This window comes from Fontivita pretiosa (genome assembly GCF_050410795.1).
GTDB classification, from domain to species: Bacteria; Planctomycetota; Phycisphaerae; order Tepidisphaerales; family Tepidisphaeraceae; genus Fontivita; species Fontivita pretiosa.
The window spans coordinates 2,772,999-2,799,401 of record NZ_CP191258.1 but is presented as its reverse complement, the minus strand read 5'-3'; the positions used below and the strand labels follow the sequence as shown (position 1 = coordinate 2,799,401).

The 26,403-nt window shown below is 63.4% G+C and carries 20 protein-coding genes; 14 read left to right on the top strand and 6 right to left on the bottom strand.

Annotated elements, in window-relative coordinates:
- Positions 1-106: 106 nt before the first annotated feature.
- From ACQS5P_RS11300 to ACQS5P_RS11290, 3 genes are all read left to right on the top strand, one after another.
- Complete coding sequence (locus ACQS5P_RS11300; RefSeq protein ID WP_428936723.1) at positions 107-928, top strand: type II secretion system protein; 822 nt, start codon at positions 107-109, stop codon at positions 926-928.
- A gap of 66 nt (positions 929-994) precedes the next feature.
- Positions 995-2,317 (top strand): TlpA family protein disulfide reductase, encoded by a 1,323-nt coding sequence (locus ACQS5P_RS11295; protein WP_428936722.1) that lies wholly within the window; start codon positions 995-997, stop codon positions 2,315-2,317.
- A gap of 119 nt (positions 2,318-2,436) precedes the next feature.
- Positions 2,437-3,285 (top strand): S1 family peptidase, encoded by an 849-nt coding sequence (locus ACQS5P_RS11290; protein ID WP_428936721.1) that lies wholly within the window; start codon positions 2,437-2,439, stop codon positions 3,283-3,285.
- Positions 3,286-3,301: 16 nt separating this feature from the next.
- On the opposite strand, the gene ACQS5P_RS11285 is transcribed toward ACQS5P_RS11290, so the two are convergent.
- Positions 3,302-4,141: a type II secretion system protein gene (locus ACQS5P_RS11285; protein ID WP_428936720.1), complete on the bottom strand. Its 840-nt coding sequence runs from the start codon at positions 4,139-4,141 to the stop codon at positions 3,302-3,304.
- 142 nt (positions 4,142-4,283) lie between these two features.
- Between ACQS5P_RS11285 and ACQS5P_RS11280 the strand changes: the two genes are divergently transcribed.
- The 4 genes from ACQS5P_RS11280 to ACQS5P_RS11265 all read left to right on the top strand — a co-directional run bounded on the left by ACQS5P_RS11280 (position 4,284) and on the right by ACQS5P_RS11265 (position 8,977).
- Positions 4,284-6,500, top strand: a complete 2,217-nt coding sequence (locus tag ACQS5P_RS11280) for a hypothetical protein (RefSeq protein ID WP_428936719.1) — start codon at positions 4,284-4,286, stop codon at positions 6,498-6,500.
- A 32-nt stretch (positions 6,501-6,532) separates the two neighbouring features.
- Positions 6,533-7,708, top strand: a complete 1,176-nt coding sequence (locus tag ACQS5P_RS11275) for an IscS subfamily cysteine desulfurase (protein ID WP_428936718.1) — start codon at positions 6,533-6,535, stop codon at positions 7,706-7,708.
- An 89-nt stretch (positions 7,709-7,797) separates the two neighbouring features.
- A complete protein-coding gene (locus ACQS5P_RS11270) occupies positions 7,798-8,271 on the top strand; it encodes an RrF2 family transcriptional regulator (protein ID WP_428936717.1) in 474 nt (157 codons plus the stop codon).
- Between the two features lie 172 nt (positions 8,272-8,443).
- Positions 8,444-8,977, top strand: a complete 534-nt coding sequence (locus ACQS5P_RS11265; protein ID WP_428936716.1) for a hypothetical protein — start codon at positions 8,444-8,446, stop codon at positions 8,975-8,977.
- A gap of 93 nt (positions 8,978-9,070) precedes the next feature.
- Here ACQS5P_RS11265 and nuoF read toward each other — a convergent pair whose 3' ends face one another.
- A complete protein-coding gene (nuoF, locus tag ACQS5P_RS11260; protein ID WP_428936715.1) occupies positions 9,071-10,429 on the bottom strand; it encodes an NADH-quinone oxidoreductase subunit NuoF in 1,359 nt (452 codons plus the stop codon).
- Positions 10,430-11,318: 889 nt separating this feature from the next.
- Here nuoF and rny point away from each other — a divergent pair.
- Complete coding sequence (gene rny / locus ACQS5P_RS11255; RefSeq protein ID WP_428936714.1) at positions 11,319-12,872, top strand: ribonuclease Y; 1,554 nt, start codon at positions 11,319-11,321, stop codon at positions 12,870-12,872.
- A gap of 205 nt (positions 12,873-13,077) precedes the next feature.
- Positions 13,078-13,260 carry an IS4/Tn5 family transposase DNA-binding protein gene (locus ACQS5P_RS11250; protein ID WP_428936713.1) on the top strand — a complete coding sequence of 61 codons (183 nt, stop codon included), beginning with the start codon at positions 13,078-13,080 and terminating at the stop codon, positions 13,258-13,260.
- Between the two features lie 47 nt (positions 13,261-13,307).
- Here the strand turns inward: ACQS5P_RS11250 and ppdK are convergent, their stop codons facing one another.
- The 4 genes from ppdK to ACQS5P_RS11230 all read right to left on the bottom strand — a co-directional run bounded on the left by ppdK (position 13,308) and on the right by ACQS5P_RS11230 (position 19,831).
- The gene (gene ppdK / locus ACQS5P_RS11245) at positions 13,308-16,031 is read right to left on the bottom strand and encodes a pyruvate, phosphate dikinase (protein ID WP_428936712.1); all 2,724 of its coding nucleotides are present in this window, start codon (positions 16,029-16,031) and stop codon (positions 13,308-13,310) included.
- A gap of 229 nt (positions 16,032-16,260) precedes the next feature.
- Positions 16,261-17,685, bottom strand: coding sequence for a lipopolysaccharide biosynthesis protein (locus tag ACQS5P_RS11240; RefSeq protein WP_428936711.1), 1,425 nt, complete (start codon positions 17,683-17,685; stop codon positions 16,261-16,263).
- A gap of 186 nt (positions 17,686-17,871) precedes the next feature.
- Positions 17,872-19,302 (bottom strand): glycosyltransferase family 87 protein, encoded by a 1,431-nt coding sequence (locus ACQS5P_RS11235; RefSeq protein WP_428936710.1) that lies wholly within the window; start codon positions 19,300-19,302, stop codon positions 17,872-17,874.
- A 103-nt stretch (positions 19,303-19,405) separates the two neighbouring features.
- Positions 19,406-19,831, bottom strand: a complete 426-nt coding sequence (locus ACQS5P_RS11230) for an acyl-CoA thioesterase (RefSeq protein ID WP_428936709.1) — start codon at positions 19,829-19,831, stop codon at positions 19,406-19,408.
- A gap of 207 nt (positions 19,832-20,038) precedes the next feature.
- On the opposite strand from ACQS5P_RS11230, the gene ACQS5P_RS11225 reads away from it, so the two are divergent.
- From ACQS5P_RS11225 to ACQS5P_RS11205, 5 genes are all read left to right on the top strand, one after another.
- Entirely contained in the window at positions 20,039-21,274 is a 1,236-nt protein-coding gene (locus ACQS5P_RS11225; RefSeq protein WP_428936708.1) for a M16 family metallopeptidase, read from the top strand.
- A gap of 119 nt (positions 21,275-21,393) precedes the next feature.
- Positions 21,394-22,614 carry a M16 family metallopeptidase gene (locus ACQS5P_RS11220; RefSeq protein WP_428936707.1) on the top strand — a complete coding sequence of 407 codons (1,221 nt, stop codon included), beginning with the start codon at positions 21,394-21,396 and terminating at the stop codon, positions 22,612-22,614.
- A gap of 43 nt (positions 22,615-22,657) precedes the next feature.
- Positions 22,658-24,427 (top strand): SpoIIE family protein phosphatase, encoded by a 1,770-nt coding sequence (locus tag ACQS5P_RS11215; protein WP_428936706.1) that lies wholly within the window; start codon positions 22,658-22,660, stop codon positions 24,425-24,427.
- 74 nt (positions 24,428-24,501) lie between these two features.
- The gene (locus tag ACQS5P_RS11210) at positions 24,502-25,422 is read left to right on the top strand and encodes a dihydrodipicolinate synthase family protein (protein WP_428936705.1); all 921 of its coding nucleotides are present in this window, start codon (positions 24,502-24,504) and stop codon (positions 25,420-25,422) included.
- Positions 25,423-25,759: 337 nt separating this feature from the next.
- Positions 25,760-26,266 carry a DUF2127 domain-containing protein gene (locus ACQS5P_RS11205; protein WP_428936704.1) on the top strand — a complete coding sequence of 169 codons (507 nt, stop codon included), beginning with the start codon at positions 25,760-25,762 and terminating at the stop codon, positions 26,264-26,266.
- The last annotated feature ends 137 nt before the right edge of the window (positions 26,267-26,403 follow it).

Genomic DNA, 26,403 nt, shown 5'->3' with positions numbered 1-26,403 from the left:
GACGGTCACAAGCGAAATGCGCGCATGGCAGACTGTGCCAAGGCAGAAACTATTTATTTGAAACATTGACAGAGCAAAAGTCAATGATATAAAGGCCCACTGACTCGTGATTATTTGCCTTGCCCGTTCTCGGCGTGGCCCATCAAGTCAGTTTGCCTTCACTCTGGTCGAGCTATTGGTCGTGATCGGCGTGATTGCGCTGCTGATCGGGCTGTTGCTGCCTGCGCTGGCCAATGCCCGCCGGCATGCGCGCGACGTGGCGTGCATGGCTAATCTTCGCCAGATCGGCGCCGCGTTCGGCGTGTACGCGACCGAATCCAGGGGTTTGCTTCCTCCGCCCGAAGCGCTATACCCGGGAAACCGCTTTGTCCCCTGGCAGGTGGCGCTATGGAAATACCTGGTGAAGCGCGACCCGCCCCAGTTGCCTTCTGGAGTGCCGGACAAACATGAGTATCTGGTAGGCACCATCTTCATTTGCCCGCAAGGCATTTTTGAGGAGCGCACCAAAGATTACGCCTCGATGGGCTATGCCATGAATGAAGACCTGCCCGAGGTGCCGCGACACACTATGGGGCCGCGCAACAAGGCTCGGGAGTACAAGCGGATCAGCAAGGTCAAAGATGCCTCGCAGACACTGCTCGCCGCCGACGGCAGATACCTGCGCGTCGGGGCACGATCCGCCGGAGACAAGGACGGAATCATGACGTTCACGGGCGAGGGGAACGTTTTCGACGCCGTCGCTCTGCCACAGTTTCAGGACCGTCATCGAAGGAAGGTGAATACGCTGATGGCCGATGGGAGCGTTCGAGGCCGGGTCTGGTACGGCAGCGACGAGGAGATCCCGGTCCCGCCTCGGAATGCTGGCGACGATCCGTCCACGTATCCCCCCAGAGTCCAGGTTTTCTGGTTTGGGCGGACAATGAATTGACGGCTTCTGCAACTATCGCGGAGAGAATTGGCACGTCCGCTTCGACAGATCCCAAGGAGACTGCCCATGTTTCGCCGTTTGCCCGTGATTGTGTTGTCGGCTCTGGTGCTGCTGAACTGCCCGCGAAGTCTATTGGTTGCCGCGGTGGACGATGCCGCCATCGACAACGCCGCCAGTGAATACCAGCGGATCTTCAACGCCGCCCGCGAGGCTGGCGAGCGACCGAACCAGGCGGACATGGGAGACTATGTCGATCGCGTGTTGGCCGGCATCGCGCTGGATCAGCTTACGCTGGATCAGATCGATGTGCTGCTCCAGAAGCTGCCGGTTTCGATGAGCACGAAGACCGGGCCGGCGCTGGATGCGCTGCTGGCGGGAAAGGCCGCCGCGGGCGATGCCGACGGCGCGCGGGCCGCGTGTCTGCGGCTGCGGCTGCTGTCCACGATGGCCAAAAGTGAGGATCGACTGCCCAGGCTCAAGGCGGCGCTTTTGCATCCAGGAATCAACGACGCGATCGCCAGCGGCTACGGCACGGAGCTGTTCTCTTCGGCGGCTGTGCTGTCGGCTGCGGATCTTCAGTCAATCCAGCCGGATCTGCTGAAGCTGGCCGATTCGATAAGCAGCAATTCTCCACCGACATTTTTCGTGAGCGGCGCGGGATTTTTCATGTCCGCACCGCGGCTGCTCGGGCCGCAGGGCGTGCAGGCGCTGTCGCCGCTGCGCCAAAAGCTCGCCGCGGCGCTGGAACAGAAGCTTCAGTCCCAGGCTTTGCAGATCGAGAAGCCGACGAAGGATCGGCTGGATCGCTCGCTGGCGCAGTTGAAAGGCGCCTGGGCGCGCGGGGAATTGGTCGGTTTCCCGGCCCCGAAGCTCGAGTTCATCTGGTTCCACGACCCGCTCAACCCCGACCGGAAGATCACCAGCCTGGATGATCTGAAGGGCAAGGTCGTCATCCTGGATTTCTGGGCCACCTGGTGCGGGCCGTGCATCGCAAGCTTTCCCAAGGTCAAGGCTGTCAGCCGATACTATCGCGGCTTTGATGTTGTCGTGATCGGCGTGACGAGCATACAGGGCTTTCACTCCGGCTCCGGCGGACGCATCGACACTTCCGGCGATCCGCAGAAGGAAATGAGCCTCATGCCCGAGTTCATGAAGGAAAAGGAGATGGCCTGGCCGGTCGCGTTCTCCAGCCAACCGGTCTTCAACCCGGATTATGGCGTGACGGGCATTCCCAATATGGTGATCATCGATCCCAATGGTGTCGTGCGCCACGCCGGTCTACACCCCGGATCCAGCCTCGAGGAAAAGATCAGATTGATCGACCCACTGCTTGCCGAGGCGAAGCTTCCCCTGCCCGCGATCATGATGGAGATGAAGAAACCTGAGTAAGCGCGCCGCGCGTTGCAGGGCGAGAATCGATGAAGACGTTGAGCTCACTGTGTCTTGTTTGTGCGCTCTGCGCCCCTGTGGCGCCCGCGGAGCAAATCTGTCTGCTCGACGCATCACGATTGTCGGATGCGATCGAGATCGACGCCGAGCGCAACCGCCGGCAGGACGCGGCGGCGGCCCGGATCGCCAACAGCGACGACTTCGTGCCGATGGAGCAGCTTCGCAAGGGACTGGATCGTGCAACAATCCAACTGGACCTCAGTCCGATCCAGACGTCGCAGTCACCTCTGCCGCCGCGAGAAGTCTACCTGCGCGCCCGTGATGCGGTCGTGGTTGTCGGGCGAATCTACAAGTGCGACCGCTGCCCCAACTGGCACCTCAATGGCGGAAGCGGGTTTATCATCGACTCATCCGCCGGCATCGTCGTCACCAATTATCACGTCGTGGATCAGGCGCCCGAGCGCAACAAGACGCTTGCGGTGGCGGATCACAGGGTGCGAGTATTTCCGGTGCGGCAGATCCTGGCGGCGAGCAAGGCGCATGATCTGGCGATCCTCAAGATCGACCTGAAGGAAGTGGACAACCTGCCCGCCCTGCCGCTGGCCGACGCCCCCGCCGACGTCGCCACCCCCGCGCACGTCATTCACCATCCCGGCGGACGGTACTACACGTTCACGTCGGGTTTCGTGTCGCGACGGTTCGAATCACGCTGGGCGAATCAGACGATTCCGATGATCTCGATCACTGCGGAGTACGCGCTGGGTTCCAGCGGAGCGCCGGTGCTGAACGATCGGGGGCAGGTGATTGGAATTGTGGCCCGCACCTCACCGCTGAACGCGACGATCAACGATAACCCAACAACGTCGCCGAGCACGATGCCGGCGCCGACCTATGCGCAGATGGTTGAGCGGCGATGCGTGCCGGTGGAGTCGCTGCGGGACATGATCATCAAACCGCAGGAGCAGTAAGCACAGTGCGCTGGCGTCAGCGCGCCTTGCCCACCCAGAAGTACTTGGTCTCGGCGTTGATGTCGGCGGCTTCGACGAGCTTGGCCGGCGGCAGCCAGGCGGACTGGAGGTAATATTTGTCGGGCGTGCCGGGCACCTGCTTGAACTGAAGCAGTCGGACGGTGCCATCAAAAAACGCGACGTTCCAGGAATCCTTGAGTTTTCCGTGTCTGCCCAAAGCGCGGACCATACCGCCCTGATATCCAGGCAAGTCCATATGATTCATGGCTCGCCCACGATCGTAGTACTCGACATAAAAGCCCACCGAGTCGCTCAGCAGCATCGTCTGGGATGGATCCCGCACCGCCGACAGCTTCTTGGATTCCACGATGCGGAACACGACGTTGGCGTCGGTCTGGCTGCGTGGGCCGCGACTGCCCGGCGGGCACAGGTTCATGGCGTAGCCGTTGCAGCGATGGTCGGACTGGTTGTATCCGGCTCGGCTGTTGCCCGCCTGAGGGCACTCGTAGACCGTGTCTTTCAGATACTCGTAGGTTCCCCCGCCGGTGTAATCGTTGCCGGGAAATCGTCTGCCGATCACGCGGTCCCACAGTTTCACGTGCCAGGTGATGCCGTCGGCGTCCTGCGCCGGGGGGAAAAAGTCCCGATTCTCGGCGGCGTAGATGCGAAAGGCGGTGACGATCTGGCGAACATTGGAAGCGCACTTGAGGTCGCTGGCCCGGGCACGGGCGCGGATCAGGGTGGGCAGCAGGATCCCAATGAGGATGGCGATGATGCCGATGACGACCAGCAATTCGATCAGCGTGAATGCGCGATGCGAATTGCCAGCCGCGGGCATGTGGTGCTTCACATTCATTGGGGCCTTCCCTTCTCAGGCACGAGACGGATTGGCGACGCCGCAGGGGCCCGGCGAGCAGTTTTTCACTATAAATCGCGCGAACAATAAAGTAAAGTACGACCTGGTCGTGATTCCTTAGTTGGGCTAAATGAGGCAAGACATGAGACGCTATTTGAAGGCGTTGGGCGCAGTCGCACTCTCCAGTTTTGGAGCATCCATCCACCAGGCGCTTGGCGCGTTTCCTCCGCCGGTCACGGCCAATCCCGCCGCCGAGTATACCGCCGCCGTCGGCGTGGATTACAACAACGTTCAGACCTTCTCGCGGATTCTGTCGTTTTCGCTCAATGATCCGGGAGATTATCCGCGTCTTTACTGGTTCAAATACACCAGTGACGGCCAGAGCATGGTCAAGTTCGATACGCTGGGATCGAGCATTTCGACGGGCAGCGGCGGCCCGGTGCTGGGCAGCACCAACGAGACGCAGATCGCGGTGTACCGCGCCGACGGCACGAAGGTGGCGATCTCGCGTCAGACCGTCGATTTGAACGGCCTGCCGATCGCGCAGTATCCCACCTACACCAATGATCCGACGAAATGGTATTACGCCCAGGGTCTCAGCGAGCTGTACTTCATACCGGACGCACCGACCAATCCGCGTTGGAACGCCGACCCCAACGACCCCAACCCCTACAGCGGCTGGGCGGCGCCGGGAAACGAGGGCAACGCGCAGAAGTACTACCCGCCGTACTACCCGACCTGGCTGAACGAATACGACGTGTGGGAAACGGCGCTGAGCCCGATCATGCTGGATCACGACAACAATCCCGTGATCAACCCCTCGACGGGCCAGCCGCGAAACCAGCCAGGGTGGCGCTACTACGACCGGGCGCGAGTGGGTCCGGGGGCGACGTGGAATCGATACGACGCGTTGCCGGCCGGCGAGTATTACATCGCTGTTTCGTCGGCGACGCCGACATTCGCCGGGGATACCTACGTCGAGGAAGTCCTTCGCGCGCCGATTCACTACGACGTGGACAGCGGAACCTTCACGTCCGTGCTCAGCGGCCCGCTGGGGACCTGGCAGTACTACCAGCCGACGCCGAACAGCTTCAATGACTACTTCGGGACGATCGTGCTGAACGTGACGCACGCGGCGCTGCCGGTTTCGGCGCAGTGGGCGGTGAACAGCGGCGGCGACTGGACCGTCACGGCGCCGCAGAACTGGTTCGGCGGCGTGCCCACGGGCGCCAACAGCGTGGCCAACTTCGGGACGTTCGGCGGGCTGATCACCGCGCCGCAAGTCGTCACCGTCGTCGCGCCCATCACCGTCGGCGTGATCAACTTCGACCACCCCACCGCCAGCTACACCATCGCCGGAAGCAGCACCATCACGCTTGACGCATCGTTCTACGGACAGGCGGCGCTGAACGTGCTGGCGGGAAGTCACACGATCCAGAACCCGATCGTGCTCAACAACAACCTGAACGTGAATGTTTCGACGGCGGGCAGCGCGCTGACGCTGACGGGGCAGGTCCTGGCCGAGGGTCGAACGATCGTCAAGAGCGGCGCCGGCGTCGTGCAGTTCGAGAACGTCCGGGCGCACGCACTGGACATCACCAATGGCACCGTGCGGATCAGCGCGAAGGGCACGGCCAACAGCGTCGGCGGCACCAGCGTGCTGACACGTCTGGCCATCGCCAACATCGCGCGACTGGATCTGAACAACAACAGTCTGATCATCAACAGCGGCAGCATCGCCAGCACCACCGCGAAGATCAAATCCGCGCTGGAAAATGGCGGGGCGTTTGACTGGGGCGGCAAGGGGATCGGCTCGACGCAGGCGGCGGCGCAGAACGCGGCGGCGGGCAGCTTCCTGTACGGGCTGGGTGCCATCCTCAACGACCTGGCGCAGGTGGGAGGCAGCGGGCCGATCTACAGCGAATTCGCCGGCATCGGCTCGCTCAGCTCAAGCGCCGTGCTGGTGAAGTTCACGTATTTCGGCGATGCGGACCTTTCCGGCAGCATCGACGCCACCGACTACAGCCTCATTGACAATGGCTACGTCAACAGCCTCTCCGGATGGATCAATGGCGATTTTGATTACAGTGGCGCGATCGATGCCACGGATTATGCGCTGATCGACAACGCGTACGTGAACCAGTCTGGGGCACTGGCCGAGGCGATGATCCTGGAGCATACTATGCGGTTTGGCGACGAGTACCTTGCGGCGCTGCGGGCGATTCAATCGGGGCTTCTTCCCGAGCCCGCGGCCGCGGGATTGCTTGCCTGCGTGGCCGGGCTTCTGAAGCGGCCGGGCCGCGCCGCAAGGCCGCGACGCAACGCAGTCTCGAGTGCTGCGCCGCGGCATGATCGATGATTGGATGCAACTGCAACGATTTCGTACCCACGATGGCTGTCAAACTTCCGATCTACATGGACCACAACGCCACCACCCCGCTGGACCCGCGGGTGTTCGAGGCGATGAGGCCCTATTTCATGGAGATTTTCGGCAACGCCGCCAGCCGGGCGCACAGCTTCGGATGGGAAGCCGAAGCAGCCGTGGACAAGGCCCGCCAGCAGGTCGCGGCTCTGCTCAATGCCCGCCCGGATGCGATCGTCTGGACCAGCGGCGCCACGGAGTCGAACAATCTGGCGCTTAAAGGTGTGGCCGAGGCGCACCGCCATCGCGGCAGACACATCATCACGCAGGTGACCGAGCACAAGGCAGTGCTGGACACGTGCAAGCGGCTTCAGAAGTGGGGTTACGAGGTCACGTATCTGGGGGTTGATCGATTCGGGCGAATCGACCTGGATGAACTGCGCGATGCGATCCGCGCGGATACCATCCTGGTCTCGATCATGTGGGCCAACAACGAGATCGGCACCATACAGCCGATCCGGCAGATCGGGCAAATCTGCCGGGAAAAAGGCGTGCTGTTCCACACCGACGCCACGCAGGCGGTAGGCAAGGTGCCGATCGACGTGGTGGCCGACAACGTCGATCTGTTGTCGCTGTCGGGGCACAAGTTTTACGGCCCCAAGGGATGCGGGTGTCTGTACGTGAGAAATAAGCCGCAGCGCATCGAGCTGGCGGCGCACATGGACGGCGGGGGACACGAGCGCGGCTACCGCAGCGGAACGATCAACGTGCCCGGCGTGGTCGGCGTCGGCGCCGCCTGCGAAATCGCCATGAAGGAAATGGCCAGCGAGATGGCGCGCCTGCGCCGGCTCAGGGACCGTCTGCAGGCCGGGATCATCGAGCAGGTGGATGGAGTGCAGGTCAATGGCTATGAGCCGGATCGTCTGCCGCACATGACCAACCTCAGCTTCGCGGGCGTGGATCACGACGAGCTGTTGCTGGCGATGAGCGACATCGCGGTCAGCAGCGGTTCGGCCTGCACCAGTGCCAGCCTGGAGCCGTCGTACGTGCTGCGCGCATTGGGGGTGCCCAGCGCGCTGGCGTTCTCGTCGCTGCGGTTTTCCCTGGGTCGACGCAACACCGAGGAAGAGGTTGATTTCGTCATTGATCGCCTGAGCTGCACCGTAGGCAAGCTTCGAGGCAAGGCCAAGTTCAGGCTCGAGTGAAGCGCCGCCGCGCTGCTGCACTTTTTGGCTGGGACAAAATCCGGCCAAATCGATCGAGAATGTCGGTTTACTCAGCCGCGTGAGGGAGCATGCGAGTTTCCGCCAAATCCGATTACGCACTTCGCGTCCTGTTCCATCTCACGGAGGTGTATCAGGGGGAGCAGACCAGGCCAGTGTCGATCCGCACCCTGGCCGAACGCAACGACATCCCGCGGCGATTCCTGGAGCACATCATGATCGACCTTCGCGGCCGCGGGTGGGTTCGCAGCATCGCCGGACGCGAAGGCGGCTTTGTCCTGGGCATGGATCCCGATCAGATCACCATGGGTCAGATCATCCGGCACTTCGAAGGTTACATCGCCCCCATCGAGTGCGTGTCGGCGACCAACTACCAGGCCTGCTCGCAGCAGCCGCGATGCAAGTTCCGCCGCGTATTTCTGGAGATTCGCAACCTCACGGCTTCGGTGATGGATCGCGCCACGCTGGCGCTGGTGGCGTCGGGTAAGCCGATCGTGCACTGCGTTCGTGCTGATGAAACGTATGCCGATGGCGAGGGGATTTGAACAGCTCGCGTTGTCGCGATCCCGCGATCCCGCGATCTCGCGATCCCGCGGCTGCGCTACGCCGCGGCGTAGCGCAGCGCAGCCGCGGGATCACTGCCACATCAGCACAACACCGCTGTCACTGGCGCTGACGGCTTTTGACCATACCGCAGTGCACTTGAAAGATCGCGACATGCCGGCTCCAGGCAGACGCTGGTGGCATGTCATGATCGGCACGTACTGCGCCTGGCTTCCCGGCGACAGTCGGGGATTTCGCAGCAAAGCTCATCGTATTCATTCTTCAGGCGACTACAGGAATCCGCCGCCACCGAGCGAGCACGCCGGGCTGCGCCAATTTCACCAGCAGCGACATCCCGATCCGGTCCAGATCCCTTACGAGCTTCGTGGGCTGGTGGCGCAGACGATCGCGCAGGTGCTGCACGAACTGGGTCTGCGGGTGCTGATCGTGTCGGTGTCCGCGAAGCATGCGCACATTCTGGGTGAGCTGCCGCTGAACCTTCGCGAATTCAATCGTGTGATCGGAATCTGCAAGAACCGCTCGTCGCGCGCGATTCGTCGGACGATTCCCGGACGGGTCTGGGCGCGGGGCGACATGCACAGGCTTGTGCGCAATCGAGCGCACCGCAAGCAGGTGTATCTATATCTGCGCGACCGTCAGGGACCACAGGCAGTCGCATGGTATATGAAACTCGTGTTTGATGATTGAGTTGACGAAGGTGTATTGCGGATCGACGGGTGATCCCCCGGCTGCGCTACGCCGCGGCGTAGCGTAGCGCAGCCGCGGGATTCATCGAGCACGCTAACGCGTATTGCTGCCCATCGGCGTCAGCACGTTCACATTCCCGCGCTTGATCGTCAGCGGCACTGTCCTCATAGCCGGCTCCTCGGGACATCGCGCCGCGAACTCCTCGTAGTACTTGTTGATGAAGGTGCGAGTCGCCCAGGCCGTGCCGTCAGCCAATCCGCAGATCGTCGTGCCGGGCATGATCCCCTGAGTCTTTTCCAGCTCCAGCAGCAGCTCCAGATCCTTTGCTCGGCCTCCACCATCGAGGATGCGATCCAGAATCTTGAGCATCCATGCCGAGCCTTCGCGACAGGGCGTGCATTGTCCGCAGCTCTCATGGGCGTAGAAGCGGATGCAGTTGCGCAGCGCCTTGACCATGTCGGTGTGTTCGTTCATGACGATCATGCCGGCGGTGCCCAGACCCAGACACCCGCCGCGAAAACGCACGTCGTCGAAGTCCAGCCGGATGTCGAGCTGATCCGGCCCGAGCACGCCCATGCTGATGCCGCCGCAGATGCATCCCTTGTACGCCCCGCCCTTCATGCCGCCGGCCAGCTTGTTGATGGCGTAGTCGAGCGTGATCCCCAGTTCGTCTTCGTAGACGCCGGGCTTGTTGACGTGTCCGGACATGCCGAAGAGCTTGGGTCCCGGGGATTTTTCCGTGCCCATGGAGCGGAACCACTGCGGTCCACGTTCGATGATGTGCGGCACGCAGCAGAGGGTCTCGACATTGTTGATGACCGTCGGACGGGCGAACGCCCCGGCGATCGCGGGAAACGGCGGCTTGTTCCGCGGCCAGCCGCGCTTGCCCTCCAGCGATTCAAGCAGCCCGGTCTCCTCACCACAAATGTATGCGCCGGCGCCGCGATGCACGTAGCACTCCAGCTTGTACGCCGAGCCGAGGATCCCCTGCTGCCCGAAGATCCGGTTTTCGTAGGCTTGCCTGATCGCCCGCTCCAGAACGCTGGCCTGACGATGGTACTCACCACGAATGTAGATGTAGGCCACGTCGCACTGCGTGGCGATCGAGGCGATGGCGATGCCTTCCAGAAGCTGATGCGGGTCGTAATCGATCAGGTAACGATCCTTGAACGTGCCAGGCTCCGATTCGTCGGCATTGACAGCCATGTAGTGCGGGCCCTTTTTCTCTCTGGGGATGAAGGCCCATTTCTGCCCGGCGGAGAACCCCGCCCCGCCGCGCCCGCGCAGCCCGGAGTCGGTCACGACTTTGATGATCTCTTCCGGCTTCATCTCCAGCGCCTTGCGCAGCGCCGCATAGCCGCCGGTCTTCACATAATCGTCGTACCAGTGCAGCTTGCGTCTGGCCGGGTCGGGGTCGATGCGTTTGGTCAGCACGGGTTCGTTAAAGGCCATAGCGTCGTATTGATTAGCAGATCGTGCCGGGATTCACAACCGCAGGCAGCGGGCATTGCCGGTCGGCGGCGGGAATGTCGCCAGCATCACCGACACTTGTAATGCCGTTCTACCCGGCTTAACATTTACAAGTCGTAGGCAACGGTTTGCGTTCCCGTCCTGGCCGGTGAAGAACCGGTTGGGGTCCGGGGTCGGCAGATGCGGTTGCAGGATTCGTCGCGGAGGTTGCTGCGACGGGTCTGGAAACGAGGAACTTCTGACGTCACGGAACCATCTCGCGGAGTCGCGATCGTCACGCGTACGAATGGGATGCGGTGTGATACGAAGCGATGCAGACCCCGCGGGGGGACGCGTACGCATGTTCGTGGCTAACCTTGGAGTATTGGCCGAGCCGACCGCTGGCGCCGCCTGGCTGCCAACCGGGTCATGGTCCGCATGGACCCTGGCCGCTGGGATGACGCTGGCGACGCAGTGGTCGTGGCTCGTGTCGCTGCTCGGCACAGCAATGCTTTTGCTGATGCTGATGATGTCGCTGGTGCACGTGTTGCGCGGCGCCTGGCCGGACGGTCCGGCCGTCGGGTCGCTGCGTCCGGAGCCGGCGACCCGGCCCCCGGCGCCGACGGACCGGCGGGTGCTGCCGCACCCCGGCCCATCGTTCCTGCGCGCCTCCGGGCCCACTCGGGCGCCACCGTGCCGCTGCTTTCCCTCGCCTGCCTCGGCTGCCCCGCTCGCGCTTGGCGCATAGGCGCCTGGCGAGCAGGCGGCGGCGCTGATTTCGCTCCGCCACGCTCTGTCACGTCTGAAGAACTCCTCAGCCATCGTGTGTCTCATCCGCTCTGCGCTGGCGTCGCTCGATGGCGCAGAGTGGCCCTGACTCGAGGTAGTTCTCATGGAAATCGTCGTTGGCATCCTGATTGGCTTGATCGTGGGGGCGGCAGGGCTGTACGCGGCCCTGCACTTCAGCGGTAAAAACCTGCTCACCCAGGCTCGTCGAGACGCCGAACTCATCCGGGACAACGCCCGCCTGGAGGCCGAAAACAAGGCCAGGGAAATCGAACTGGCCAGCAGACAGGAACAACTCAAGCTCAAGGAAAAGTTCGAGCGCGAGCAGGAAGCAGCCAGAAAAAAGCTGGAGGAACACGAGGCCAGGCTCAGCAAACGCGAAGACACGCTGGACCGCAAGATCGACACCCTCTCGGTCAAGGAACGGCAGCTTGACGAGCTGGAATCCCGCCTGGCCAAACGCGAAAAGGAAGCCGCCTCCCGCGAGGCCGAGCTCAATGAACTGCTGCGACAGGAACGCGAACGCCTGCTGAGCATCACCAACCTCACGCAGGAACAGGCCAGGGAAATGCTGCTCAAGCGGATCGAAGACGAGTGCCGCTCCGAGGCCGGCGCCATCATCCAGCGCATCACCGAGCAGACCCAGGAAGAGGCCAAGGAAAGGAGCCGCCAGATCATTCTCCAGGCGATCCAGCGTTACGCGGCGGAGCAGACCGCCGATCACACCGTCAGCACGGTCACCATCCCCTCCGACGACATGAAGGGACGCGTCATCGGACGCGAAGGACGCAACATCCGCTCGTTCGAGAAGGCCACCGGCGTGGATGTGATCATCGACGACACCCCCGGCGTGGTCGTGGTCTCCTGCTTTGATCCGGTCCGCCGGGAAATCGCGCGGCTCAGTCTGGAAAAGCTCGTGCAGGACGGGCGAATCCACCCCGCGCGCATCGAAGAAGTCGTCGCCGCCACCAGCAAGGAAATGGAGGAGACGCTGCTGCGCATCGGCCGCGAAGCGGTCCAGGAGGCCAACCTCAACGGCATCGCCAAGCCGATCATCCCGATGCTCGGACGGCTGGGCTTCCGCACCAGCTACGGACAGAACGTGCTGAAGCATTCGCTGGAGGTGGCGTACATCGCGCAGGTCATCGCCGACGAGCTGGGACTGGACGGAGCACTGGCCCGACGCTGCGGGCTGCTGCACGACATCGGTAAAGCCATGGACCACGAGCAGGAAGGCGGCCATCCGCTGATCGGCATGCAGTTCCTCAAACGCTTCAACGAGCCGGAAGCGGTCCTGAACGCCACGCTGGCGCATCACGGCGACGTGCCGGCCACCACGCCCTACACGCCCATCATCATGGCCGCCGACGCCATCAGCGCATCGCGCCCCGGAGCGCGTCGCGAATCTTTGGAACGCTACGTCAAACGGCTCCAGGACCTGGAAGACCTGGCCATGACCTTCGAGGGCGTGCGTCAGGCCTATGCGATTCAGGCCGGCCGCGAGGTCCGCGTCATCGTCGATGCCCGCATGGTCGATGACAAGGCCAGCGCCAAGCTCGCCAGAGATATTTCCAAGAAGATCGAGGCCGAGCTGACGTATCCGGGAGAGATCAAGGTGACGGTGCTGCGGGAGGTCAGGAGCGTGGAGTACGCGAGGTAATCGAGCGTCGGCGATCCGGTATGCGCGATGCTCTGATTCGGTGGGACAGACTTTTTTCGCCGGTCCGGGAACTTAGACAGCGGTTTCCCGTGTCACGGGCGTCCCGCCTGACGTTTATACACCTCTTCGGCACGTCTTTGGCGCACTGTCGGGCTAATGGGCTACCACGCGTTTTCTCTTTGGGTGAAGGACAACGAGCCTTGACATGCCAGTCGCCGCAGCGGAATTGGCCCGGCAGCACTTTGGAGCCGCGCAACTGGGGGATTCACGCAGGACCCGATGTCTGGTGAAGGTTGCTCAGCACATCCTGCAACATCCGGCCGGCACGCTGCCGAGAAAGCTGAAAAACGGGCCGACAGGCCCTGCAAATACCGGCGCGGCGTGGTAGCCTGGGCCACCACGCCGCGCCGGGTACGTCTGCTGGTGCGCCAAAGGCTACTTGCCCCCGGCGGTTTTGCCGGCATCCGCCTGCTTGATCGCCGCGTGTGCGGCGGCAAGACGCGCAATGGGCACGCGGTATGGCGAGCAGCTCACATAGTCCAGCCCGACCTGGTGGCAGAACTCCACGCTGCGGGGATCGCCGCCGTGCTCACCGCAGATCCCGCACTTCAGGTTTCTGCTGACGCTGCGGCCCTTGTTGACCGCCATCCGAACCAGCTCGCCCACGCCCTTGACGTCGATGGTCTGGAACGGATCGTACTCCAGGATCTCCTTCTTGAGGTAATCCGGCAGGAAGCTGTTGACGTCATCGCGGCTGTAGCCGAAGGTCATCTGCGTCAGGTCGTTGGTGCCGAAGCTGAAGAACTGAGCGACCTGAGCCATCTCGTCGGCGGTTACCGCAGCACGCGGCACCTCGATCATCGTGCCATACAGATACTGCACCTTCGTGCCCTTCTCCTTCATCACCGCCGCCGCCGTCTCGTCCGTCACCTTCTTGCAGAACTCCAGCTCGCGTTTGGTGCCGGCCAGCGGGATCATGATCTCGGGCATGACCCTGATGCCGGCCTTTTTCACCTCGCAGGCCGCCTCGATGATCGCCCGCACCTGCATTTCCAGGATTTCCGGATACGTGATCGCCAGACGATCCCCGCGATGCCCCAGCATCGGGTTGGCCTCATGAAGCTGGCTGACGCGCGCCTTGACCTGCTGGAGGGTGATGCCCAGCGAGTCAGCCAGCGCCTGCTGCTCCTTCTCCTCGTGGGGGAGGAACTCATGCAGCGGCGGATCCAGCAGCCGGATCGTCACCGGCAGACCGTTCATCGCCTTGAAGATCCCTACGAAGTCCTCCCGCTGATAGGGCAGGAGCTTGGCCAGGGCGGCCTTGCGCGCCTCAGTGGTCGTGGCCAGGATCATCGCGCGCATGTGATGGATGCGCTGCGGGTCGAAGAACATGTGCTCGGTGCGGCACAGCCCGATGCCTTCGGCGCCGAAGCCGCGCGCCACTTCCGCGTCGTGCGGCGTGTCGGCGTTGGTGCGGATCCTCAGCCGGCGATACTTGTCGGCCCACTTCATGATCGTCGCGAAAGGCCCGGTCATCTGCGGCTCGACCGTGGGCATCTGTCCCTCGATCACTTCACCTGTGGAGCCGTCGATGGAGATCCAGTCCTGCGGGCCGTACGTCTTGCCATTGACCGTGAAGGTTCTGGACTTCTCATCGATCTGAAGGGCGCCGGCGCCCACGACGCAGGGCTTGCCCCACCCGCGCGCCACCACCGCCGCGTGCGAGGTCATCCCGCCGGTGCTGGTCAGAATCCCCACCGCGCTGTGCATTCCCTGCACGTCCTCGGGGCTGGTCTCCTTGCGGATCAGAATCACCTTCTCGCCATTCTGTGTCCGCTCGTGAGCCTCTTCAGCGCTGAAGGCACATTTGCCCACCGCCGCCCCGGGCGAAGCGGGCAGCCCCTTGGCGATCACGTTCCGCTGCGCCTTCGGATCGAACATCGGATGCAGAAGCTGATCCAGCGACGCCGGATCCACCCGCAGAACCGCCGTCTTTTGGTCGATCAGCCCCTCGCGGTGCATGTCCACGGCGATCTTGACGGCGGCGACGGCGTTGCGCTTGCCGGTGCGGGTCTGGAGCATGTACAGCTTGCCGCGCTCGATCGTGAACTCGAAGTCCTGCACATCGCGATAGCGCTTTTCCAGAATCTGCTTGATCTTCAGCAGTTGCTTCCAGCTCTCCTTGCTGAACTCCTCGGCCATGCGGTTGCAGTCGATGGGAGTGCGGATGCCCGCGACCACGTCCTCGCCCTGGGCGTTGATCAGAAATTCCCCGAAGAACTTGTTCTCGCCGGTGCTGGGGTTGCGCGTGAACGCCACGCCCGTGGCGCTGTCGTCGCCCATGTTGCCGAAGACCATCGCCTGGACGTTGACCGCCGTACCCAGCAGCCCGCGCACGTCGTGGATCTTGCGATACTGGATCGCGCGCTCGCCCATCCAGCTTCGGAACACCGCCTCGATCGCCCCCTGCAACTGCTTCATCGGATCCTGCGGGAAATCCTCCCCGACGTGCTCACGGTAGACCCGCTTGTAACGCTGCACCACTTCCTTGAGGTCATCAGCGTCGAGCTGAGTGTCCAGCTCGACACCCTTGGCCTTTTTCACGGCGGCCAGCTCGCGCTCGAAGTGCTCGTGCGCCACGCCCATGACCGTGTCGCCATACATGTTGATCAGCCGGCGGTAGCTGTCATAGGCGAATCGCGGGTTGTTCGTCAGCCTGGCCAGCCCCTCGACGACCTGGTCGTTCAGCCCGATGTTCAGCACGGTGTCCATCATGCCGGGCATGGAGATCGCCGCGCCGGAACGCACCGCCACCAGCAGAGGATTGTTCGGGTCGCCAAACTTCTTGCCCGTCACCTTCTCCAGTTTCCGCAGATTCGCCGTCACTTCCTCCATCAGCCCTTTGGGCAGCTTCTGCCCAAGGTCGTTGTACTCCTTGCACGTGGCGGTGGTGATCGTGAATCCCGGCGGCACGGGCAGACCCATGTTGGTCATTTCCGCAAGGTTTGCGCCCTTGCCGCCCAGCAGCTCCTTCATGCTGGCGTTGCCTTCGGCTTTACCGGCGCCGAAGAAATACACGCGCTTCACAGTCCGGCTCGGCGCGGCCTTGGCTCGGGACTTGGCGGCAGAGGTTTTCAGTGTCTTGGCTTGTCTGAGCATGGTTGAAAATCCTTTTACGATTCCCTGGGTGCTTATCGAGAGAGCCACTGCGTGAACAACGCCGCAATCGCGGCAATGCTATTGATTGCGCGCGGATCGCGGAGTATAGGACTCAAGACCTTTCTGTCAATTTAGCACGAGGGGCATGCGACCGCACGTCACGGCGCCGCCGCGACGCAACAAACCTGCCGATCCCTTTGCGTGTCTGATCCGGCTGCTTTTTGCGGCACTACGTCCGTGGCAGTACACGCAAAACGTACCAAGGGGTCCAGATCGCGCAACGTGCTGTCACAGCAATAATTGTGCCCAGCACGATCCCTCGCAGCCCAAGATCGGTGTACCTCACAAACACATAGCTGAGCAGGACATTGCCCGTGCCCGCGATCAGCACCGACACCGTAAACGGCTTGACTTTGCCCATTCCCAGCAGGATGGATCGCCCCACCGCGCTTGAGCCGCCCACCACGGTGTGAATCAGCACCAGCGGCAGGATCGCTCGCGTCGCCGGCATCGCGTCGCCCAGCCACAGCTTGAAAATCCAGGGAGAAGCAGCCCACACAGCGAGTGCGGCGATGGCCAGAATCGCCGCGCTGGCCAGCGTTCCGCGCACATAGTACATCCGCAGCGTCGCATACTGCTGCTGCGCATGCGCGGCGGCGCCGCGGGGCAGCAGCACCGCCGACAAACCCGCCACCAGCACCAGCATCGCGGCATCGATCTGCACCGCCGGCGCGTAGACCGCCACCTCCAGCGGTCCCAGAAAGCGATTGATCAGGATGAAGTCGGTCGGCGCGTAGAGGAAATCCGCAAGCTGCGCGCACGACACCAGCACGCCGAAGCCCAGCAGCTCCCGCAGCGATGCCCAGTTGATGTATCGCGCTTCGGGCAGGATGCTCATGCAATCCCTGGCCGCGCGCCAGCGCGCCGCCAGCAGCAGCCCCGACGACGCCAGATACGCATACGCCGCCCAGTCGGCCGTGAAACTGAACGGCGTGACAAACAGCGCAACCCAGGCCAGGTCCGCAAGGCTCAGGATCGCGTTGTCACGGGCGATCTGCTGATGCGACTGAAGCACCGCGCCGTGAACATCGCTGACCAGACGCAAGACGGTACCCAGCCCCATGGCCATGACGATATGGCCAATCTGCTCCGTCATTCGAAACGGCACGCGGTGCAGCAGGGCGAAGCTGTGGCTGTAGGCGATGGTCAGCCCGATCCCCACAATTGCGGTCAGCAGCGCCGCCACGCATGCGTTGGAGTAAATTGCCGCCGCCGCCTGTCGGGCCAGCAGAGGCGGTGGCGGACCCGCGTAATCCAGCACGCGGCTCTGATCCTCGCTCAGTGGAATCACCGGCTGCGGCGGCTGCGAGCGTATTCGCGCCAGCGCCTGGGCAAGCTGCTGAATCATCGCCGGCGCAAGTCCCAGCGACGTGTAGTTCAACAGTCCAATTGTCGCGCGAACCAGCGCGAAGACCGCATAATCGCCGATGTCATGGCGGAACAACCCCGCGGAGACCAGAACCCAACTGCCGATCTTCGTCGCCGACGCCACGTAGGCGCTGATCAGGTCACGCCACATGCTTGAGGTGGAGGGGGCCGGGGCGTCGGGAGAGGTCAACGGCTGCGGCGGGACAGTGGGCAGAGGCTCGGTCATCACCACCAGTGAAACACAAATCTGTTCAATGCCCAAGCCGCGCCCCCGCCCACGATCATCGCCACGCCCAGCCATTGCCAGAAATTCAGTTTCATCGCAGCTCCATTCACTGCCGAATGCTGAATGATAAATGGCGAAGGTGAATCGGCGTTTCAGGATTCGCCCATCGGCGTGGCCCGCGTGCCATCACGCCGCTCGCCTGACGATCACGTACAGTCTGCTGGCCGGATCGACCGCCGGTGACGGAATTGCAAGGCCGCCACTGCTCACGCCTGCGCGGCAGGCGCGCCAGATCGTCAGCCCGCTGATCGTGCACAGCAGCAGCACCGTGACGTTGACGCCGCTGGCGGCGGCCAGAGGCGCGTTCACCATCAGCCAGCCATACAGCCCGATCCACGTGCCGATCAGCAGGCGTTGGGTCGGCTCGAATCGCGCTGCGTCGGGCCGGGACAGCACCTCTCCCGCCAGCAGCACCGCCGCAGCGGCCAGCAGCAGCAGATCGTAATCGAAATAGAAGGGCATCAGCAGTGGCGTGGTGAGGATGGCTGCGCTGATGAGCCGGTCGCGCCGCCGGGCGGCGGTCTCGCCTGTCCAGCAGTCGTCGGCATAGTCCCCGCGGCTGCGCCAGCACGCCAGCAGCAGCCCCGCGCCCAGCAGCATCGTGCTCAGCATACTCAGCAGGCTGACCACACCGCTGATCGGTCCTGCGCCGCGCCCCTGATACAGCAGCCTCCAGAATGCCTGGAGCGTGACATGACGCTCCCAAAGGTACGTCTGATCGATCTGCACGGCCGCCAGGTTCAGCGGCAGGCGGTACAGGTACTCGTCCAGCGCCGCGGGCAACAGAAGCTGGGTGGCGATGAGCGTAGCGCTGGCGATCAGCCCGATGCCGATCAGCGCCCGCAAGCCCAGGTTCAGCACCAGCACGCCCGCCAGCACCGCGACAAGCTGTGGTTTATACAGCATCAATCCGCAGACCAGCCCTGCCGTCAGCGGGCGACGCGCCCGCCACGCCGTGACCGTCAGCGTCAGCAGCAGCAGCGAAATGCAGGTGTTCTGCCCGTGCGTGATCGCCTGGATGAATGGCATGGAACAGACGATCAGCAGCGGCACAAGCAGCCAGTTGCGCCAATCACGGGCGAACTTCAGCGGGATCGGATCCGGACCGATCCGCCAGGCGCGAGGCGGGCGCGCCACCACCGCCGGCAGCATCCGCACCAGAAGCACCACCGCAACCGCCAGGCAGATCAGGTTCATACCCGTCCATACCGCCAGCGCCACGCGGTAGGGCAGCGCCGACAGCGGCCAGAGCAGCCAGGCGTACCACGGCGGGTTCCAGTACGGGCCGAAGGCCCCGCCCAGCTCAAGCCCGTTCAGTTGCGCCACCTGATGTTCGGCGGCGCGGACAGCGTTCAGGTCATACAGTTTGTCGATCTGCCCGGTCCGCACGAACGTGCCGGCGGTATAGAAAGCCAGGAAATCGTGCCCCAGCAACCGGGCCGTCACCGCACGCTGCTCGTCGACAAACAGATTCCCCACCACCAGTGTTGCCAGCAGCAACACCAGCAGCCCCGCCGCCTGCCAAAGACGCTTGCGCAGCGACGCCGGCCTGAGCAATGCGAGATTGATCCGACTGGACGGTCCGATAGATCCGTTATCGGCCGAGCTCGCCCTGGCCCCAGCCGCATTCCTCACAACTCGCGGTTATCGGACGGTTGGCTCAAACGTCAGCCCGGGCCGATGCATCGTCCTTGGCCGATGCCGGTCGGCCCAGCCACTGGGGGATCTGCATGATATGTCCGTCGCGATCGACACAGGCGATGGTGGTGGCGCCCTCGGCCAGCAGAGTCTGCCCGCGGCGAAGCTCGTAGGCATGGTCGTAACGGACGTGAGTCTGTCGCATCAGGCGGGTGGTCAGCGTCAGCAGATCGTCGAACCGCGCCGGCGCCCGGTACTTGACCTCCGCGCGGATGACCACGAAGAAGATCCCCTGTTTTTCCAGCTCTGCATAGCTGTGTCCCAGACTGCGCAGCAGCTCGACCCGCCCCATCTCGAAGTACTGAAGATAGCGGCTGTGATGCAAATACCCCATGCCATCCACCTCGGGATAGCGGACACGAATCGAGATGGTGTGCTCGAAAAGCATGATGGACAAGGAATTATGGAGCGCCGCGCGGCAACGTCAAAGGGCCGAAGGTTCTGGCGTGCGCCGGGCCGCTGCCTATAATCCGCCGACGCAGCGGGTGTTCTTACCAGCCGCAGAAACGTGCACGGCGCGGCTTGGTCGGTTGCGCGGCCAGGTCGCTCGGATCGCGCGCCTGGTACGCAAAGGCGCAGGTGAAGGGAGCCGCAGTTGTCCGAACGATACTTTCAGCACACTTTCCAGAACGGCCTGACGCTTGTGTGCGAGAAGATGCCCGCGATGCAGTCGGCGGCAATGACGCTGCTGGTTCCGGCGGGCGCCGCCAACGACCCGCCAGACTACTGCGGCGCTGCCACCGTGCTGGGCGAGCTGGTCCTGCGCGGCGCAGGATCCCGCGACAGCCGCCAACTCACCGAATACCTCGATCGTCTGGGACTGCAACGCTCCAGCGGCGTGGGCGTGCATCATACGCGCTTTGCCTGTGCCGCAGTCGCCGCAAAAGTCATCGAATCGCTGGATGCCTACGCCGACATCGTCCAGCGTCCGCATCTTCCCGAGGCCGGATTCCACGCGGCCAGGGACCTGGCGCTTCAGGCGCTGGCCGGCATCGACGACGAGCCCCGCACCAAGGTCTTCATCAAGCTGCGTGAGTGGCACTGGCCCAGGCCCTTCGGGCGAAACGCCATGGGACAGAAGGAGCATCTTCAGAAGCTGACCCTGGAACTGTGCCGCGCCGATTTCGCCACGCGCTATCACGCGCGAGATTCGATCATCTCGCTGGCCGGCAACATCGATTTCCAGCAGGTCAGGGATGCGGTCGCGCGGGTTTTTGGAGACTGGAACGGGCGGGTGCCGCAGCCGCTGGACGTCCTGCCGCCTCCGGGAAACTACCACTTCGAGCAGACCAGCAGCGAGCAGACGCACATCGGCATCGCCTACAACTCCGTGCCGGAAACCCACCCGGACTACTACACGGCGCGCATGTCCGTGGAATGTCTCAGCGGAGGCATGAGCGGGCGACTGTTCACCGAGCTGCGGGAAAAACGCGGACTGTGCTACTCCGTGGGCGCCAGCTACTCCAGCCTCAAGGGATATGGAAGCGTGATGGGTTACGCAGGAACCACCAACGAACGCGCCCAGGCCACGCTCGACTGCTTCGTCGCCGAACTGTATCGGCTCAGTGAAGGCGTCACCCAGCAGGAGCTGGACCGCGCCAAGATCGGTCTGAAGGCCAGCATCATCATGTCCGGCGAATCGACCTCCGCCCGCGCCGGTGCCATCGCCCACGACTATTTCATCCGCGGGCGGATCCGAACGCTTGACGAAATCTCCGCCGCCATCGACTCGATCACTGTCGATCAGGTCAATGCGTATCTGAAGAATAACAGGCCCGGGCCGTTCACCATCGTCGTCGTCGGACCCAGGGAATTGAAGTTGCCGACATGAAGGCCCGGCGACCGGGCCGGCATACCCGGCGGTTCGATCGCCGAATCTGGATGGGCGGCCAGGACCGGAGTGTGCAACATCGTGACCGCGTGCGAATGACAACCTTGAATCAGAGTCTCATGCCCCTGGAATTCCATCATCATCGTCTGGCCAACGGCCTGGACATCATCGCCGAGATCAACCCCGACTCTCATTCATTCGCGGCGGGCTTTTTCGTCAAGACCGGTTCGCGGGATGAGCCGCCGGAGATCAATGGCGTTTCTCATTTCCTGGAACACATGATGTTCAAGGGGTCGGAAAAGTACACCTGGGAGGATGTCAACCGCATCTTCGACGAGATCGGAGCGCATTACAACGCCTTCACCACGCAGGAGATGACCGCCTACTACGCCAACGTCCTGCCCGAATTCACCGAGCGGGTCATCGAACACCTCTCGCACCTGCTGCGTCCGGCAATTCGCCTGGAGGATTTCATCACCGAGAAAAACGTCATCCTCGAGGAAATCGCCATGTACCTGGACGATCCGGGACATCGGCTGTGGGAGAGGCTCAACCAGTTGCATTTCGGCAGCCACCCGCTTGGCCAGAGCATCCTCGGCTCGCCGCAGACCATTCAGAAGCTCGATCGCGACGCGATGGCCAACTATTTCGCCCGGCGGTATGGTCCGGGGAACATGGTGCTGGCGGTGACCGGGCGGATGGACTTCGATCAGGTGGTCAGGTGGGCGGACAAATATTGCGGAAGCTGGGCGCCGGTCAGCGCCCGGCGCGTCCAGCCGCCGCCGATCTATTCCCCCAAACGCGAGCACCTGACCGACCCGCGACTCAACCGCCAGTACCTCATGGGCATGACCCCAGGCCCCAGTGCCCAGGACGAACGCCGCTTCGCCGCACGCGTGCTCTCGGATGTGATCGGCGACAGCGACGGCAGCCGCTTCTACTGGGCTTTGGTCGATAACGCCATCGCCGAGGAAGCCGACTTCAGCTTCTACCCACACGACGGCTGCGGCAGCTTCTTTCTGGCGATCACCACCGGCCCGGAACGCGCCGCCAAGGCACTGGACATCGCGCTTTCGGAGTTGCAGCGAGTCAAAAAAGACCTCAACGACGACGAGGTCGAACGCGCCAGGAACAAGATCGCCTCCAGCATCGTCCTGGGCGGAGAAGTGCCCATCGGGCGGATGCGTGCCATCGGTGGCATGTGGATCTACACCGGCGAGTATCGCTCGCTGGAGCAGGACATGGCCACGCTCAACGCCATCACCACCGACACGCTGCGGCAGTTGATGGACGATTTTCCCTTTGATCCGATGACGATCGTGAGCCTGGGTCCGGGATAACGGCGCAGCCAACAATTCCGCGCGGGGCGCCGGGGCGACGCTGATGAACAGCCTCCAACCCAACACGGCCATCCGCGCCCGCCTGGAGATCACCGGTCCGGACGGCAGGCGCAGCATCGAGCTTCAGGGCCAGGACCCGCGCGATCTTGGCCGCTCGCCGCGGGCGCAGATTCGCCTGCGCGACGCCGCCGTTTCACGCCGACATGCCGAACTGATTCCCGACGCCCAGGGGCAATGGGCCATTCGCGACGTGGGCAGCCGCAACGGAACCATCGTCAACGGCGCGCCGGTTCGCGCCCAGCAGCGGCTGCGACCCGGAGACGTGATCCGCATCGGGCCGTTCGTGCTGCGGCTTCGCCAGGACATCGATTCGCCTCATCCATCAGCATCGCAACCCACCGACCTCGCCAGCCAGCACACCTCCGTGCTCACCATGTCCGACAGCGAGCTGGGACGCGTCCAGCGTCTGGAGGAGTTTCCCCCGGCCAACATCAACATCCTTCATCACGACATGCTCAGCGAGCTTGGCAATCGCCTGGCCGAACTGGATGACGAGCAGGCTTGCTGCCGGGAATTGTGCGAGTTGCTGGTCCACCCCGAGTTTCGCGGTCGCACGGCACTGGTGTTGCGGATCCCCGACGACGGCCAGTCTCCGCCGGTGATGCTCGGCCAGCAGGTCTGCTCCGAGCGATGGCGCGACGATCCGCCGCATGTGTCGCGCACGCTGCTGAAGGCGGCGGTCAGCGGCGGGACGGCGGTGATGGCCAGCGGCGTCACCAGCTTCGCCGCGCCCGGCGGCGGCGCGATCGATGTCGCACAGTCCATCGACGTCCGACAGCTCGCCGCCATCGCCTGCCCCTTGAGCCTCTCCAACAGCCAGCACGGCGTGCTGTACGTGACCCTGCCCGCCGAACAGGGCACCGGCGACTGGCTGGCTCTGGTGTCGCTGGCGGCTAAGCAGTTCGAGCTGGCGCACTCCAATCGCCGCATACGCGCCGCCGACATCCGCGAGGCCGCAATGAAACTCGAGCTGGCACGCGCGCGCCAGGTCCAGGCGCGACTCCTGCCCACCGCCCGGCAGATCGCCGCCGTCAGCCAGCTCGACCTGGCCATCAGCTTCCAGCCCTGCCTGGAGGTGGGTGGAGATTACCTGGACGTGATCCCGATGCCCGACGGCCAACGCGTTCTGTTGATCATCGCCGATGTCAGCGGCAAGGGGCTTGCCGCCGCCCTGGTCAGCTCCATTCTGCACACCGCGGTCCACGCCGCCGTTCGCGCGCAAATGCCACTTCAGACCATGTTCCTCACGCTCAATGAACACCTCTGCCAGTATCTGGATGAGGGCATGTTCGCCACCGCCGCGGCCGTCTGCATCGAGCCGGCCAGCGGCGAATTCCAGACCGTCAACGCCGGACATCCCCCGCTGTTCATCCTGTCCCCCGATGCCTCCGTGCGACAACTCACGCCGTCGCTGAACTGCGTGCTCGGACTGCCGCAGCCCAGAATCGAATCCACCCGCGACCGCCTGGCCAGCCATGAACTGCTTCTCATGTACACCGACGGCCTGAGCGAAATCGCCGACGCCAACGGCCAGATGCTGGGCTGCACGCAGCTTGCCGACGAACTGCGGGCGCTGCGCCGCGCCAATCCGACGGCCGATCTGGATGCCCTGGCGCAGCTCCTGCGCGACAGGCTGAATCAACTGCAACCCCAGGACCGCGCCGCCGACGACCGCACCTTCCTGCTGGCTCGACTGGCCGGCCCAGGGTGCGACTCCCGGGAACAACACACCCACGCAGTGGCGCGCGGATAAGAACTCGGTATACTTTCCGCCCTGGCGTTCGTGCGTTCACGGGTCAACTTTCTGGACTCAGGCTGGAGTCGAGCGTGGCAAAACAGTCGAAGCTGTCGGGCGTGTTGCCGGTGTTTCAGACGCCGTATCGCGACGATGAATCCATCGATGTATCAACCCTTCAGCGCGAAATCGAATGGCTCTACGATTGTGGTGCCGACGGGATCGTGCTGGCGATGGTCTCCGAAGTGCTTCGGCTGGACAGCGACGAGCGGCGACAGCTCGCCGAGCTTGCCTGCCGCTTCGGGCGCGATCGTGGCGATGTGATCATCAGCGTCGGCGCCGAAAGCGCACGACTGGCCGAAAACTACGCCAAACACGCCGAAGCCTGCGGCGCCTCGGCCCTGATGGCCATTCCACCCGTCTCCGTCGCCCTCGGCGAGGATGAGCTGAGCCGCTACTACCAGCGCATCATCAGCGCCACCGCTCTGCCGGTGATCGTCCAGGACGCCAGCGGATACGTCGGCCGGCCCATGTCCATCGCACTTCAGGCCAGGCTCATGCGCGAATTCGGCGGGCCGCACAAAGTCATGTTCAAGCCCGAAGCCACGCCCATCGGGCCCAGGCTCAGCGCCCTGCGCGATGCTACTGAGGGCAAGGCCCGCATCTTCGAGGGCACCGGCGGCATCGCCCTGGTGGACAGCTTCCGCCGTGGCATCGTCGGAACCATGCCCGGCGCCGACCTGATCCGCGCCATCGTGGCGCTGTGGCGCGCCCTGTGCGCCGGCGACGATCGCCGCGCCTACCAGATCTCGCTGCCGGTCTCCTCTCTGATCGCCATGCTCTCCAGCCTCGACGGTTTCCTGGCCGTCGAGAAATACCTGCTGGTCAAGCAGGGCATTTTCCGCAACACGCTGGTTCGCGGTCCGGTGGGCTACACGCTCGATGATGAGACTCGCCGCGAGGTCGATCGCCTCTTTGAGCTGATCTGCCACGCCCTGCAATCAGCGCACTGAGCGGCGCTGTGTCCTGCCGCAGGCACAACACCCCAGAACCTCTGCACCCACGCCCGCCGCCACGCCTGCGCGAGCTTGGCGACTGCTACCTGCTGGCGGCACTGGGTTCGGTGGCCACATCCAGCCCGCAGAACATTCGCCAAAGCCTGGGCGACGGCGCATACGCGGTTCAATTCCTCAGCGGAACCGCTGGACGGCTTGTTCTGATCAGGGAGGCGAAGGCCGTGGTACGATGGTTAAACTTGCATGGCGAGTGGACCTGAATCTGCGGGGCAGGTCAGGTCTGAAGCACATAGTTCGCCACTTCACGGTTTGATTATCCGGCAAGTGAGAGATCATGAAACGCCGCGACAAAAACAAGGTGATTCACAGCCTGTTTGAGATCGGCCTGATCGGCAAAGCCTTGGACGGCATGCTCGAAGTCGTGGGCGGCAGCCTCTTGTTCTTGGTGAATCCCGATCAGATCAATGGGGTCCTGCGGATACTCACGGAGCATGAGCTCAGCGAGGATCCGCACGACCTTATCGCGGGTCCGCTCGTGCGCTCGGCGCGGCACCTTACAACCGACACCAAAGTGTTCGCCGCGACGTTCCTGCTGTGGCACGGCGCGGTCAAGCTCGCCTTAGTATGGTCCCTGTTGCGGAAGCGGTGGTGGGCGTATCCGATCGCCATCGCCGCTTTCGGGCTGTTCCTGGCGTATCAGGTCTATCGCTTCGCGTACACTCGCTCGACTTGGCTGCTGGCGCTTTCCCTGCTCGACCTGTTCGTGATTGTGATCACCTGGCTCGAATACAAGCGCCTGCGCGCCGCACACGAGTTGCGTGGCCCCCGCCTGGACGCATAATCACCTGGCAGAGCGACTGTTTTCGCATCATTGAGGTGGCCTGCTCCCCTGTCCTGATCCGCCGGTTATGAGAATCTGCCGGCCCTGACAACGCTTCCTGCGATTCACACTCATCGAGGGTCTCACCCGCCGGCCGC

What these genes read in the sequence shown, in the direction of transcription:
- ACQS5P_RS11295 (WP_428936722.1), top strand. Translation starts at nt 995, where the DNA reads ATGTTTCGCCGTTTGCCCGTGATTGTGTTGTCGGCTCTGGTGCTGCTG.
- ACQS5P_RS11285 (WP_428936720.1), bottom strand. Translation starts at nt 4,141, where the DNA reads ATGAATGTGAAGCACCACATGCCCGCGGCTGGCAATTCGCATCGCGCA.
- ACQS5P_RS11280 (WP_428936719.1), top strand. Translation starts at nt 4,284, where the DNA reads ATGAGACGCTATTTGAAGGCGTTGGGCGCAGTCGCACTCTCCAGTTTT.
- ACQS5P_RS11275 (WP_428936718.1), top strand. Translation starts at nt 6,533, where the DNA reads ATGGCTGTCAAACTTCCGATCTACATGGACCACAACGCCACCACCCCG.
- ACQS5P_RS11270 (WP_428936717.1), top strand. Translation starts at nt 7,798, where the DNA reads ATGCGAGTTTCCGCCAAATCCGATTACGCACTTCGCGTCCTGTTCCAT.
- ACQS5P_RS11265 (WP_428936716.1), top strand. Translation starts at nt 8,444, where the DNA reads ATGCCGGCTCCAGGCAGACGCTGGTGGCATGTCATGATCGGCACGTAC.
- nuoF (WP_428936715.1), bottom strand. Translation starts at nt 10,429, where the DNA reads ATGGCCTTTAACGAACCCGTGCTGACCAAACGCATCGACCCCGACCCG.
- rny (WP_428936714.1), top strand. Translation starts at nt 11,319, where the DNA reads ATGGAAATCGTCGTTGGCATCCTGATTGGCTTGATCGTGGGGGCGGCA.
- ACQS5P_RS11250 (WP_428936713.1), top strand. Translation starts at nt 13,078, where the DNA reads ATGCCAGTCGCCGCAGCGGAATTGGCCCGGCAGCACTTTGGAGCCGCG.
- ppdK (WP_428936712.1), bottom strand. Translation starts at nt 16,031, where the DNA reads ATGCTCAGACAAGCCAAGACACTGAAAACCTCTGCCGCCAAGTCCCGA.
- ACQS5P_RS11240 (WP_428936711.1), bottom strand. Translation starts at nt 17,685, where the DNA reads ATGACCGAGCCTCTGCCCACTGTCCCGCCGCAGCCGTTGACCTCTCCC.
- ACQS5P_RS11230 (WP_428936709.1), bottom strand. Translation starts at nt 19,831, where the DNA reads ATGCTTTTCGAGCACACCATCTCGATTCGTGTCCGCTATCCCGAGGTG.
- ACQS5P_RS11220 (WP_428936707.1), top strand. Translation starts at nt 21,394, where the DNA reads ATGCCCCTGGAATTCCATCATCATCGTCTGGCCAACGGCCTGGACATC.
- ACQS5P_RS11215 (WP_428936706.1), top strand. Translation starts at nt 22,658, where the DNA reads ATGAACAGCCTCCAACCCAACACGGCCATCCGCGCCCGCCTGGAGATC.
- ACQS5P_RS11205 (WP_428936704.1), top strand. Translation starts at nt 25,760, where the DNA reads ATGAAACGCCGCGACAAAAACAAGGTGATTCACAGCCTGTTTGAGATC.